Raw genomic sequence first — 12516 nt, 5'->3', positions numbered from 1 at the left:
TGGACGCCATTTACCGTACACATGAAGAAGATTCTCTCGTTTCTACGCTCGCGTCATCTATGGGCAGTCGTGACGGTGATCGTTGCTGCTGCCGCGATCTGGTTTGCGGGGCCAATGGTGAGTTTCGGTGGGCTGAATCCACTCGCGTCGGTCGGCATTCGACTGACTTTGATCGCCTTGGTGCTCGCCGTATGGATCCTGTGGCTGATCGACTGGTCGACGAGCATTGTTTTCGTCGCGCTGCTCTGTCTCGCGATCTGGTATGCCTTTCCACTTGTGACGTTGGCCGGCAAACCGCTATTTGCATCCGTGATGGCCCGCATGCTGTCAATGGCCGGTGTTGTGTTCGTGTATGCCGTGGCTATGTCGATCCGATGGTGGAAGCGCATACGCCGGCATCCGGGCCAGCTCAGGCGTTTGCTTCGACTCGGTAAGCGTGGCGTCCGGCCGCTGGCCGCATCGCGCCTGGTGGAGATCGAAGACATGGCCAGGACAGCGATCAAGCAGTTGAAAGCCCGGCGCGGGGGGGCCTGCAGATTGGCGCGACTGTTTCGAGGGCCAGCGTATCTCTACGATGTGCCGTGGTATGCCGTGCTGGGCTCGAAGGGTTCGGGCAAGACCACGGCGCTGTCAAACGCGGGCCTGGCATTCCCGCTTGATGGACAACTTCAGCATTCGCTCGCGCCCGATGACGCCCGGGCTTTGCCGGGTTGGCGGATAACCAACGAGGCCGTGCTGATTGATACGGCTGGCCACTACGTCCGGCACGGCACGTCGCGCTACCGTCTGACAGCGGAACTGTCGGATACCCGGAATGAGGGGACACGCAACAAGCGGCCGACCGACACAAGCACTGCCCGCGAGCAGACCGATGCGGCGGAATGGAAAGGATTTCTTCGACTGCTTCGCCGTATCCGGCCCCGACTGCCGCTGAATGGCGTGCTGTTGACAATCAATGTCGCTGCCTTGACGCACGCGGATCTCAACGTACGCGCGGCCGAGAGCCGCGCATTGCGGGCGCGGCTCGATGAGATGCAAGCCGAGTTCGGGACTGAATTTCCCGTCTGGCTGATTGTCACGAAGTTAGACCGGTTGCCGGGCTTCACTGACTATTTCGCGTCACTCGAGGAACTGGAGCGTGCGCAGATATGGGGCGTGACGTTGCGGTCCGACCCGGAGGGGCGGACGGCCAATACGGTCAAGACGGAACTGAACCTGCTCGCGTCGCGTCTCGCAGATGGCGTGAGTGGTCTGCTTCGCAATGAAGCCGATGTGGCACGTCGTCGCCGTCTGGCGATGCTGCCAGAGGCATTTTCGGCACTCGTGAACCCGTTGGCAGACCTGATCGGGCAAGTGTCCGTCGAGGGCGACAAGAGTGCGCCAGCGGTACCGAATTCAATGCTCCGAGGTGTTTACCTGACGAGCGCAAGTCAGACCGGCCAGCACGTCGTCGCGGATCGGAAAACGCTGTTGCAACGCATGATCGGCGCATCCGGTGCGCAGTCGAATGACAGGCGAGGAGAGCGTGGCGAAACCAGCTACTTCCTGCGCGACCTGTTTGTCGGGATCGTATTTCGCGAGGGGCATCTCGCATGTCCGAACCGGAATCGGGAGCATCGTGCGCGACTGCAGCGGTGGCTGGGACACTCGCTTGTGTGGCTGATCGCCGTGGGGTTAGGTGCAAATCTCTGGAGCACCTTCACCGTGGAACGGACGGCCCTTGCTACGCTAGGACAAAAGGCACGCTCACTGGCCGCGCTGCTTGCACGAAGCGACCTTTCTACTGGTCCTGAGCGTGTTCCGATGGTGTTGGACAGTGCAAACGAATTGTTGCGTGACACAACGCGCCTCGTCGCCAATCCCGACGTCGCATTTCGATTCGACGCGGACCGGTTCGACATGATCGAGTCTGGAAGTCGTCACGTATACGAGGCTCTGTCGGAGCAGGTTGTATTGCCGAACATAGTCCGCAGGATGGAGGCCGTGATTAACGACGCCGCGGCGAGCGGTGATGCCGCGGCTGCGTACGATACGTTGCGCGTGTACCTGATGCTCTACGACAGGGCACGGTTCAACGCGAACGACGTCAGGATGTGGGTGCTGGAGGATTGGGCACGTTACGACAGTGCGGCAATGTTCGGTGGGCGCGCCGCAATGATCGATCACGTGCAGCGACTGTTCTCCGAGGGACACGTGGTGCAGTCGCCACTGTCCCGTAACGAACGGCTTATCCGGCAGGCGCGTACATTTCTCGATGGCAGCAATCCAGTCGATCGTCTGTATCAGCGCGCGAAAGCGGCGATGTTGAAACACGCGCCCGACGAGTTTTCACTGCTGCGCGTGGTTGGACCACAAGCAGGTGTCGTGTTTACGCGGGCCAGCGGAGCATCGTTGTCCGGCGGCGTACCAGGACTCTTTACGCTGGACGGATATCGGGCGATGTTCGACAAACGCCTGCCGGAGTTTCTTCAGAAGGCAAGCGACGACGATGCCTGGGTTATGGGGCGTCGGACGCTGGGTGATTCCCCGGGAAATTCGGCTGGGGTGCTGAACGCGTCGAGTCGAGATGGGGGCGCGCTGTCGATGGCGATCAGGCGCCTGTACCTGGCGGAGTACGCTCAACAATGGGATGCGTTTCTTGACGACATTCGTGTCGTCAGCGGAACGAGCCTTGCCTTCAGCTTGAAGGTGCTGCGGACTTTCGCTGCACCAGATTCACCGCTGACGCGTCTCGCACGCGCGGCGGCACGCGAAACGACGCTGACACAGCCATTGGCGAGAGCAGACGGCTCCTTCCTTGAAAGAGCGACCGACGCCGTCAACCAGCAGGCCGAAAAGATACTGGGACCTCGCGCGTCGGAACAGGTTGAGCGCGAGTTGGTCGATAGCCATTTCGCGGCATTGCGTGAGGTCGTGACTGGCCATGCCGATGTGTTGTCGGATACGCAGTTGTCCAGCTCCCCTGCGGAGAAAACGGGCCTGGATGGCGTCACCGATCTGTTGAACGATTACTACACGACACTCACGATTTCCGACAATGCGCTGTTGAACAACAGCATGCCGCCGAAAAGCGAGAGTGCTGCAAAGCTCAAGATGACGGCTGACACGATGCCGGCGCCGTTCCGGGCAGTCTTGCGTCAACTCGCTGTCGATGGCTCACGTGGCGTGAATCAGGGTATCGGCCAGTTACTGTCGCGCCAGATGCAGGCGGTAGTTGCAGACACCTGTCGAATGACGATCGAAGGCAACTATCCGTTCTCGCCTGATAGCAAGCGTGACGTCAGCATTGACGATTTCACTCGGGTGTTTGCACAAGGCGGCGTGATCGACGATTTCTTCACGAAAACGCTTGCACCGTTCGTCGACACGGCCGCGAAGCCGTGGCGCTACCGGACGCTGCCGGGCGCGACTGAACCCGTGCAGGGGCCGGACCTGGAACCGTTCGAGCATGCGAAGGCGATCCGCGACATTTTCTTCAACGATTCTGATCGGAAGAAACCGGGCTGGAAGGCTGACATCCGAATTCCTGAACTCGACCCGACGATCATGAGCCTGTCGCTCGACCTCGACGGACACACGATACTCTACCGACATGGTCCAGTCGCGCCTTTCACGGTGACATGGCCGGGACCGCGTGGCGGTGTCCACGCTCAGATCATGGCGAGCCCGCCCATCCGGCCAGACACGTCGACGATCGCCGCAGACGGGCCGTGGGCGCTGATGCGGGTGCTCCGGAAAGGTCGTGTGGTCGAGGCAGCTGCACCTGGCCGCACGCGAATCACGTTCAGTTTTGACGGTCGGGAAGCGGCACTCGACATCGCGAGCGCGGGAAGTGTCGCGAACCCGCTGACAAGCGATGTGCTGACGACGTTCCGGTGTCCGAGCACGATGCCTATGTTCAATCTGCCGGACAGTGGCCCTCCGGTGGGGCTGTCGCGCGGATCGATTCCGGTGGTCCAGAAAGGGGAGCGTGCCGCGATGTCTTTAACAACCGTGTTGCAAGCCAAGGGTAATCGATGAGCCGGGGAAAAATCACTCATATCAAAACGATTGTTGCCATTGTCGCCGTTTCCTCCGTTCTATTCGTTGTATTTGGAGGTATATCAGCGGGGTATTCGATCGACGCCGTCATCGTTCTAGGCGTAATGGGTGCCTTGTTCGGTGCCATAGCCGTTCCGGAGCTGGAACCGATAGCTTTTCGGTATCCGACTATCTGGCAGATTTCCTTTTCAGTCGCTGGAAGTCTACTTGTAGCTTGGATGCTGGCGTCTGGGGCAGAAGGCTACGTACGCGCAATACTCATCGGGACATGCATCGGTTATTTCGCGCCGTTCTGGATAAAGCACATCGTCTTGCCATGACGCTTCGGAAGCGCCGCGCACGACGCACGCTGCGCTTCCGTTCTTCCTCTACCGCTCAGTGCCCCTGCAACCGGATATCCCGAGACGACGCACCGACATACACCGTCCCGCCCGGCACCACGCGCCAGCCGTTACGCGACGTATCCCATACGCTCTGCATGCGCGGCGATACGGTCACGCGCACACGCCGCGTCTCGCCCGGATTCAGCCGGATCTTCTCCCAGCCGACCAGCCGCTTCGGCGGTTCGTCCTTGTACGGCACGCCGAGATAGACCTGCGGCGTTTCCGCGCCGGCCACGCGCCCGTCATTGCGCACCGTGAACGTGACGTTCAGCGACCCGTCCCATTGCTTCGCCACCGACAGCCCCGAATACGCGAAGTGCGTGTACGACAGCCCGTAGCCGAACTCGAACATCGGCTTGATGTTGTGCGCGTCATACCAGCGATAGCCCATGTTCAGCTTTTCCGCATAGACGGGGTCGTTGTCGAACGCGCCGTTTTGCCCCCAGGTCGGCGAATCCTGATCGCGCGCGGGGAATGTGACAGGCAGCTTGCCGGACGGATTGACCGCGCCGAACAGCACGTTCGCGATTGCCTTGCCGCCGGCTTCGCCCGGATACCACGCCTCGACGATCGCGGATACCTGGTCCTTCCACGGCATCAGCACCGGGTTGCCGCTCTGGACGACGACGATCGTGTGCGGATTCGCGTGCGCGACGGCTTCGACGAGCGCATCCTGGTTCGACGGGTTCGCGAGGCTCAGGCTCTGGAGATCACCGAAATCCTCGCCGGCCGGCTGCGCGACCACGACGATCGCGACGTCCGAACGGCCCGCGAGTGCCGCGGCCTGGTCGATCTCCTGCTGCGTGTACGCGCGGAACGGCGACTGCTGGTCGGTGTTGCCCGCGAACGTGACCTGGGCGGCCGGCGCGAGCGCGCGGATCGCCGCGACGATCGGCACGTCCACCTTCAGCCACGGATTGCGCCACCAGCTGCATCCCGTCGATGACCCGAACGTCAGGCCGCCGCAGCCCGCGAACGAACCCGAGACGGGGTCGCGCGTGTTGCCCGAACCGCCGCCGGACAGCACGGCCGTATCGGCATGGCCGCCGATCACCGCGATGCGCGACAGCGCCGACGCGGCGAGCGGCAACTGGTTGCCGTCGTTCTTCAGCAGCACGATCGACTGCTCGGAAGCGGCCTGCGAGAACCGGTTCGCGGCCGCGAAATCGATCGTGCCGCCGCCCTTGGCCGGATCGTCCATCACGCCGACACGGATCATCACCGCGAGCTTGCGCCGCACCATGTCGTCGAGTCGTGTCGTCGACACCGAGCCGTTCGCGATGGCCTGCTTGACGGCCGCCGGCGTCAGGTACACGGTCGATCCGACGTCTTCTTCCTCGTCGAGCCCGGCGTTGATCGCGGCGGCGGTGCTGTGCGTGGCGCCCCAGTCGGACTGCACCTGGCCCTGGAAGCCCCATTCGTTCTTCAGCACGTCGTTCAGCAGGTGAGGGTTCTCGCATGCATACGCGCCGTTCAGGCGGTTGTAGCTGCACATCACGCTGCCGGGCCGACCGCGCTTCGCGGCGATCTCGAACGGCAGCAGGTAGAGCTCGCGCAGCGTGCGCTCGTCGATCTGCGTGTTGCCGCCCATCCGGCCGTGCTCCTGTTCGTTGCCGGCGTAGTGCTTGATGGTCGCGATGACTTTCTGCCGTTGCGTGGCGAGCGTGCGTTCGGCGAGCAGGTCGCCGGCCAGCAGCGGATCCTCGCCGAGATACTCGAACAGGCGGCCGCCGCGCGGCTCGCGCGCGAGGTTGGTGCCGCCGCCGAGGCCCATGCCGAATCCTTGCGCGCGCAACTGGATCGCGACCTGCTTGCCGTAGTCGTACGACAGGCGCCGATCCCAGCTCGCGGCGACGGCAATCGTCGCGGGGAACGTCGTGCTGGCCTGCGACGTGCTGCCGGAGCCTGTCGCCGAATCGACCATGTTCAGGTCGGGAATGCCGAGCCGCGGCACGCCCTGGATGTAGCCGGCGCCACCGCCCGGCACTTTCGACATTTCGTATTGCGAATGAATGAATTGAAGTTTTTCGTCGAGCGTCATCTTGCGCACGAGCAGGTCTGCGCGCCTGACCGCCGCGGCAGACGTGAACGCATCGGTCGCGTCGCCCTGCGCGTTGAAATCGGCGTCGCCCGCGTAGGCGGTGGTGCAGAGGGTCGCTGCCAGCACGACGGCCGGCCAGAGTGTGTCCCGCATGTTGCTCTCCATGATCGTATTGCCGGTTGTTCGGATGATGTCTGGAGCTGCGCACGTCCGGTGGATTTGCACCGGACGCAATTGGCTGGCAATGCTGGGTGGTTGCGCGTCGGCATGCCAGGCCAGGCGGGGAATCGTTACGGCCGGTTAGGCTCGACCGGCGCACGCGGGCGGCGACGCACGGGCCGCCCGACGCTGCCGAATCGGATGTAGCGATTCTCTGCAGCGACTAATGGTATGAATGTAGTTTGACTACAGCATCGGTGTTTCTACCGATATGTCCGATCTTTCTTCGGCAAGGGCGCGCTGCGGGGTGGAAAGGCGGTCATCGTTCCCGATGGCGATCGTGCGGCAGCGTAAGAAGTACCTGAATACAGGCGTTTCGCGAGAAGTTGCGGTGACGCGGGCAGCCCGGCTCGTTGCGAACGCATCAAATGGATCGCACACGCCCGTCGTTATCGGGCGGCGCGGGCCGCAGTTCGCGGATCGGTCGACGGGCGGACGCGCGCGAGCGGATTGGCGATGTAGCGAATCGCGCGATCGCTGAGCGTCGATGACGGCAGCAGGCACGCGAGCGACAGTCCGGTGACGGCCAGCTTTTTGAACGGTCGCCAGAACGGATTGCGCAGCACGGTATGCCAGTAGCGGCCCGAATCGGACAGGAACCAGCGCCAGCGGCGCGCGAGCGGCGCGCGGTACAGCGTGCTCGCGAAGCGCGCCTTTTCGATCGAGAAGTCGAACGGTTCGGCCGGCAGCGCCTCGTGTAGCCGCGTGCCGGCAATCATGCACAACGTCGACCATCGGCGCGCGGACTTCAACGCACCGGTGGCTGCATCCTCCGCATTGGCGAACGCAAGATCGGCCGTGTCGCGGTCGGCGTTGCCGGCGGCAGGGGCGGCCGGCAGATGAACGCGATAGCCGCCGAGCGTCGCATCGATCATGTGGACCGCGCCGAGCAGCGCGATCCCGTAGATCGCATAGAAATCGGCGCCGTGCAGGTTGTCGGGTGTGACGGGCACCGGGAAGATGCGCCGGAGCGCGTCGCTCCGGTATGCGTTGCCCGACGCGGGCGGCGACGGATACAGCCAGCCCGCGCGCAGCAGGCGGCCGCAATCGGTGGCCACGCCCGACTGCGGGACCGTGACGCCCGTGGCGGCACCTTCCCGCGTGATCACGTCGAGCCGGAAATGTACCTTCACGAAGTCGCCGGAGGCGAACGCGGTCAGCACGCGGGCGGCCGCGTCGGGGTAAAGCCGGTCGTCCGCGTCGAGCAGCATCACGTAGCGGGTCGCGACGTGCTCCAGCGCGCGGTTGTATGCGGCGACCTGGCCGCGGTTCTCCTGGAAGACCGCCGCGATACGCTCCCCGTACGAGCGGATGATGTCGCGGGAGTCGTCGGTCGAGCCGTCGTCGACCACCAGGACGCGGATATCGTCGGCGGTCTGGGCGAGCGCGGAGTCGATCGCGGCACGCAGATAGGCGCCGTGGTTGTAGTTGCAGATTGCGATGGTCAGGTCTGCCATGAGCGGCTCCCGCATGAACTGGGTTCGGGCTTCTCGGCGCGGGTAACCGGCAGCGCGCCGTCGTGCGGCCGGATGCTAGCGGCGCGCAATGGAACTGCCGGGCAGCGGAATGCCGGCGCGATAGACGACTGCCGCGAGCGCGGCGGCGACCGCGGCCTCCGCGAGCAGCACGGCGGCCGCGGCACCCAGCTCCGCGAAGTACTTCGCGAGCACGGGAAGCAGCACGATGTTCAGGATGCCGGATGACATGAGGATGCGCGTGAAAGCCGTCTTCATGCCGAGCGGCAGCATGGTCTGCACGCCGAACAGGTCGGTCATGCCGGCCATGAACGGGATGAACGCCATCCAGCGCAGCACGTGAACCGTCGGTTCGTACGACGGGCCATACAGCACGCGCACGGCCAGCGGCGCGCCGAAGAAAATCACGAGCGAGATGCCGAGCACCATCACGACCTGCACGACGAACAGCTTGCGCAGGAACGAGAATGCGTCGTTGCGCGCGTGCCGCATCAGGTAGCTGATACGCGGATAAGTGGCGGCCTTCAGCGGCTGGAGCAGGCTGAGCGCCGCGCGGATCAGCTTGTCGCCGGCGGCGAAGTAGCCGGCCGCGACGTTGCCCGACACGAAGCCGAGCAGCACCGTGTTGGTCGATGCATAGAACGCGATCGACGTCGACGCGAGAAACACCTGCCAGCCGCCTTTCAGCGATTCGGCGATGTCGGCCTTGCCGACGCGGACGAAGTCGATTTCGCGATGCAAGTACAGGTAGACGGCCAGCGCGATCGCCGACAGCACGGGCACCGCGGCGTTGACGATCATCGCGCGATCGATGTCCTCCGGGCTGTGCACGAGCGCGAACATCGCGGGCAGGCTCAGTACGCGGCCGACGAACAGGATCACGCTGAGTGCGCGCAGCTTCTCCATCCCCTGGAAATACCAGCCGGGCGTGAGAGCGACGCCGGCCACCATGCCGAAGCCGATCAGCAGCAGGTCGCGGTCCTCGCCGAAACGCCCGATCAGCAGGGTCAGCAGCACCAGCACGACGAAACAGACAAGCGCGATCCCGATCTGCGCACACAGCGTCGCCCAGAAGATGCGCGAGCGTTCGGCGCGGTCGTCGCGTGCAAGCGCGATGCGCGGCGTGGCGGTCAGGTCGAAGCTGTAGCTCGTGCAGTTGGTGAGATACGCGATTACCGCAAGCGAGAACGCGAGCTGGCCGTAGCCTTCCGGGCCCAGCGCGTGTGTCAGCAGCGGCGCGATCAGCAGCGGCACCGCATACATCGAAATCTGCAACGTCAGCAGCAGCAGGAAGTTTTTCTTGAGGTTTGACATTCGCTCGGTCGGCGCCGTTGGGTATCGCAGGGCGGCGGGTAACGTGTTGCCGTACGGATGCGCGGCCGGTCGGCGCTGACCCGGCTGCGGGGATTCGCGACCCGTTCCGGCATTGCCGGTATCGGCCGGCGATGCCGGCACGGCCACATCGTATGGCGGCCATGATACGGGCCGGGCACCGGGGCATTGTTCGCGAGCCTACCGTTCGCGGATTCGGTTCGCATGACGGAATGAATCGCGACGGGGTGCACGGTGTTGCGTCGTGTCGGTGATGAATGCATTTGTAAGCTGGCGCACCGAAGGCCGGTCGGGCCCGATGATTTAATTGAACACACGGAATACGGCGAGCGGGCCGCGCAGGGGCGCGGCGGATGGCTGCAGCCGTTTCCTGCCAGCACCGGCCTGCGGCTGGAAGTGCGCCATCGCACATTCCGGCGGAGCCGCCGGCGCGGTTGTGCACGGAAAAACAAATACCGATCCGAGGAGTACCGAGTGAAGCCGATAACGTTCGGCAGCTGCGTCGGGTGGCTGCACGAAGGACAGACGGAACAGGGCGTGATCCTGTGCGAATCGCTTGGCCATGAGGCTGCATGGACGCACAAGCTCTTGCGGGCCGTCGCGGAGCGTCTCGCCCACGCGGGCATCACGGTGTTGCGGTTCAACTACCCGTGCGCCGGCGATTCGGCGGGCGACGATCTCGACGCCGGACGGCATGCCGCCTGCGTCGACAGCATTCATCGTGCGATCGACCTGTTGCGCGATGCCGCCGGCGTGACTGCGCTGACGCTCGTCGGCATTCGTGCGGGCGCGTTGTTCGCGATGCTGGCAGCGGCAGGCCGGCGCACGTCGCCGCGTGTCGATGCGATGGTGGCGCTGGCGCCGGTCGTGCGCGGCCGTGCGTACCTGCGCGAGCTGTCGTTCGTGCATCGTCAGTGGCTCGACACGATGCCGCCCGCGACCCGCGCCGCGCACCGCGACGAACCGTGCAAGAACGTGCTCGGGCATCGCTTTCCGGCCGAATTCGTCGATGAGTTGAAGGCTGTCGATCTGTGCGACGTCGTGTGCGATGCGCCGGCGCTGCCCGGCGCGATGCTGCTGATCCAGCCGGAGCAGGGCGACGGGCAGGCGTTGCGCGACGCACTCGTGGCGCGCGGCGTGGACGTGACGTGCGATTCCTTCCGCGAATGGCCGACGACGATGCTCGACGGCACGCGTTCGCACCTGCCGCATGCGGCGATCGACACGCTGGTGGACTGGATCGTCGCGCGCGCACCGAGTCGTGACGCCGTCGCAGCAGCAGGCGTTTCGCCGCACGCCGTCCATGCATGGAGCGGCGAGTCGGCCGCAGCGCTCGACATGGGTGACATGACGGAGCAGATCGTCGCGGTCGGCCCGAGCCGGCTGGTCGGCGTGCTATGCCGCCCGGCCGACACACGGCCGCCGACGCCGGCCGGTCCGGCGCTCGTGATCGCGAATACGTCGACGAATCCGCGCAGCGGCGAAGGGCGCTTCGGCGTGCGTCTGGCCCGCACGCTGGCCCGGGCCGGCGTGACGACGTTGCGGATCGACGTGCACGGCGTGGGCGACAGCGGGCCCGATGCACCGGACGACCAGTCGGGCGTCGTGTATTCGCCGCAGGCAATCGACGACGTCGCGGCGGCCGCCGACTGGTTGCGCGCGCTGGGTCATCCGGACGTTGTCGCGGCCGGCATCTGTTCGGGTGCCTACGCGGCGTTGCATGCAGCTGTGAAAACGACGTCGCTCGGCGGCGTGATCGCGATCAACCTGGCGCGCTTCGTGTGGCCGGCCGGGCTCACGCTCGAAGCGGCGCAGAAGCGGCGGATCAACTCGGTGCGCGGTTACTGGCTGTCGGTGCGCGACTGGCGGCGCTGGAAGCGGCTCGTCCTCGAACGGCGCGACGTGCGCCCGATCCTGCGTGCGGTGGCCGCGAACGGGATCGCACGTATCAGCGTGCCCGTGAAGCGGGTGGCCGCGTGTATCGGCTGGAAGCCGCGCGCCGATACGCCGCGCGGCGTGATGCGCGAACTCGCGCAGCGCAACGTCCGGACGATGCTCGTCTACGGTTCGCTTGATCCCGGTATCGACGACGTCCGGCGTCACTTCGGTGCGGTCGAACACGCGTTCCGGCGCTCGCGCCATGTGCGTCTGTACCTGATGCCGCAGGTCGACCACGCGCTGTACGGCATCGCGGGAACCGCGGCCGTGATCGATCTCTGCACGCAGGTGTTGAGCGGTGACTCGGGGTGGACGGTCGTGCGTGTTTCCGATCCGTCGGCACCGGACGCGGCCGGTCGGCCTTACGCGAACGTGTCGGTCGGAAGTTCCTGATGCGCGTCGCGCGAGGGTCGGCGGCTGGCTGGGCCGGGTGCAATCCCCGTTCAAATGAAGATCGGCGTTCGGTGGGCTTGCTCACAGACGCGCCCGTCGCTCCGGTGTCCAATCCCGTATCGGCGCATGCGCCGTTGCACCGGCGCAGGACCGGGCGGCGGCGTCAGTCCGTGTCACCCGGCTGTGCATAGGGCGACGTGGTGTACGGCGATGCGTACAGCGTGCCGGTATCCCACGCACCGTCGCCGGATGCGCTGGCTGCTTTCGGGCGGCCCGGCCGGCTCGGCGCGAGTGGCCGGCGCAGTACGCCGCGGGCCCGCGCTTCCGGTTCCGCGTCGGCGCGGGTGCCGGGAAGCGCAAGGCCCGGCGAGGCTGACTCGGAAGCAGGCGTCGCGGCGCTCGCCGTCGCGGTCTGGGCCGAACGCTGCCGCGGGACCGGCAGGGTCGGCAGGGCCGGCACGATCGCCGCCGGCGAGGTGAAAGCCGGCGTATCAGCCGGGTCGGGGCGCAGCGATTGCGCATCGGCGGCGCAGGCGAAGCCGGCCGACAGGATGCAGACGAGCGATGAAAGCGAGACAGAGCAGTTCATGACGAATCGTACGGAGTGACGTGCGGTGACGAGGGAAGCGCGGCGCCGCAATGCGAGCCGCGCAGGCAAGCGTAATGCCGGAGCCCGCCGCGTTCGGCGGGTTAC

The 12516-nt window shown here is 65.2% G+C and carries 7 protein-coding genes; 3 read left to right on the top strand and 4 right to left on the bottom strand.

Annotation, left to right across the window (positions count from 1 at the left end; genetic code table 11):
- Positions 1-21: 21 nt before the first annotated feature.
- Both tssM and BCEP18194_RS31870 read left to right on the top strand, forming a co-directional pair.
- On the top strand, positions 22-4020 hold the full coding sequence (gene tssM / locus BCEP18194_RS31875) for a type VI secretion system membrane subunit TssM (RefSeq protein ID WP_011355425.1): 3999 nt from the start codon (positions 22-24) through the stop codon (positions 4018-4020).
- Positions 4017-4361, top strand: coding sequence for a hypothetical protein (locus BCEP18194_RS31870; protein WP_041493324.1), 345 nt, complete (start codon positions 4017-4019; stop codon positions 4359-4361). The genes tssM and BCEP18194_RS31870 overlap by 4 nt, the downstream gene beginning before the upstream one ends.
- 55 nt (positions 4362-4416) lie before the next feature.
- Here BCEP18194_RS31870 and BCEP18194_RS31865 read toward each other — a convergent pair whose 3' ends face one another.
- The 3 genes from BCEP18194_RS31865 to BCEP18194_RS31855 form a co-directional block, all read right to left on the bottom strand.
- Positions 4417-6618, bottom strand: coding sequence for a glycoside hydrolase family 3 C-terminal domain-containing protein (locus tag BCEP18194_RS31865; RefSeq protein ID WP_011355424.1), 2202 nt, complete (start codon positions 6616-6618; stop codon positions 4417-4419).
- Positions 6619-7073: 455 nt separating this feature from the next.
- Complete coding sequence (locus BCEP18194_RS31860) at positions 7074-8141, bottom strand: glycosyltransferase family 2 protein (protein WP_011355423.1); 1068 nt, start codon at positions 8139-8141, stop codon at positions 7074-7076.
- Positions 8142-8216: 75 nt separating this feature from the next.
- Positions 8217-9473 (bottom strand): oligosaccharide flippase family protein, encoded by a 1257-nt coding sequence (locus tag BCEP18194_RS31855; RefSeq protein ID WP_011355422.1) that lies wholly within the window; start codon positions 9471-9473, stop codon positions 8217-8219.
- Positions 9474-9965: 492 nt separating this feature from the next.
- Here BCEP18194_RS31855 and BCEP18194_RS31850 point away from each other — a divergent pair, with 492 nt between their 5' ends.
- Complete coding sequence (locus BCEP18194_RS31850; RefSeq protein ID WP_011355421.1) at positions 9966-11822, top strand: serine aminopeptidase domain-containing protein; 1857 nt, start codon at positions 9966-9968, stop codon at positions 11820-11822.
- A 163-nt stretch (positions 11823-11985) separates the two neighbouring features.
- On the opposite strand, the gene BCEP18194_RS31845 is transcribed toward BCEP18194_RS31850, so the two are convergent.
- Positions 11986-12411 carry a hypothetical protein gene (locus BCEP18194_RS31845; protein ID WP_011355420.1) on the bottom strand — a complete coding sequence of 142 codons (426 nt, stop codon included), beginning with the start codon at positions 12409-12411 and terminating at the stop codon, positions 11986-11988.
- Positions 12412-12516 lie beyond the last annotated feature (105 nt).

The sequence above is a fragment of the Burkholderia lata genome (assembly GCF_000012945.1).
GTDB lineage: Bacteria > Pseudomonadota > Gammaproteobacteria > Burkholderiales > Burkholderiaceae > Burkholderia > Burkholderia lata.
The sequence above is the reverse complement of the archived record's forward strand: the minus strand, read 5'-3'. Positions and strand labels throughout refer to the sequence as shown.

Coding starts and splice junctions, on each gene's coding strand:
- BCEP18194_RS31855 (WP_011355422.1), bottom strand. CDS start 9,473: ATGTCAAACCTCAAGAAAAACTTCCTGCTGCTGCTGACGTTGCAGATT.
- BCEP18194_RS31860 (WP_011355423.1), bottom strand. CDS start 8,141: ATGGCAGACCTGACCATCGCAATCTGCAACTACAACCACGGCGCCTAT.
- tssM (WP_011355425.1), top strand. CDS start 22: ATGAAGAAGATTCTCTCGTTTCTACGCTCGCGTCATCTATGGGCAGTC.
- BCEP18194_RS31845 (WP_011355420.1), bottom strand. CDS start 12,411: ATGAACTGCTCTGTCTCGCTTTCATCGCTCGTCTGCATCCTGTCGGCC.
- BCEP18194_RS31870 (WP_041493324.1), top strand. CDS start 4,017: ATGAGCCGGGGAAAAATCACTCATATCAAAACGATTGTTGCCATTGTC.
- BCEP18194_RS31865 (WP_011355424.1), bottom strand. CDS start 6,618: ATGCGGGACACACTCTGGCCGGCCGTCGTGCTGGCAGCGACCCTCTGC.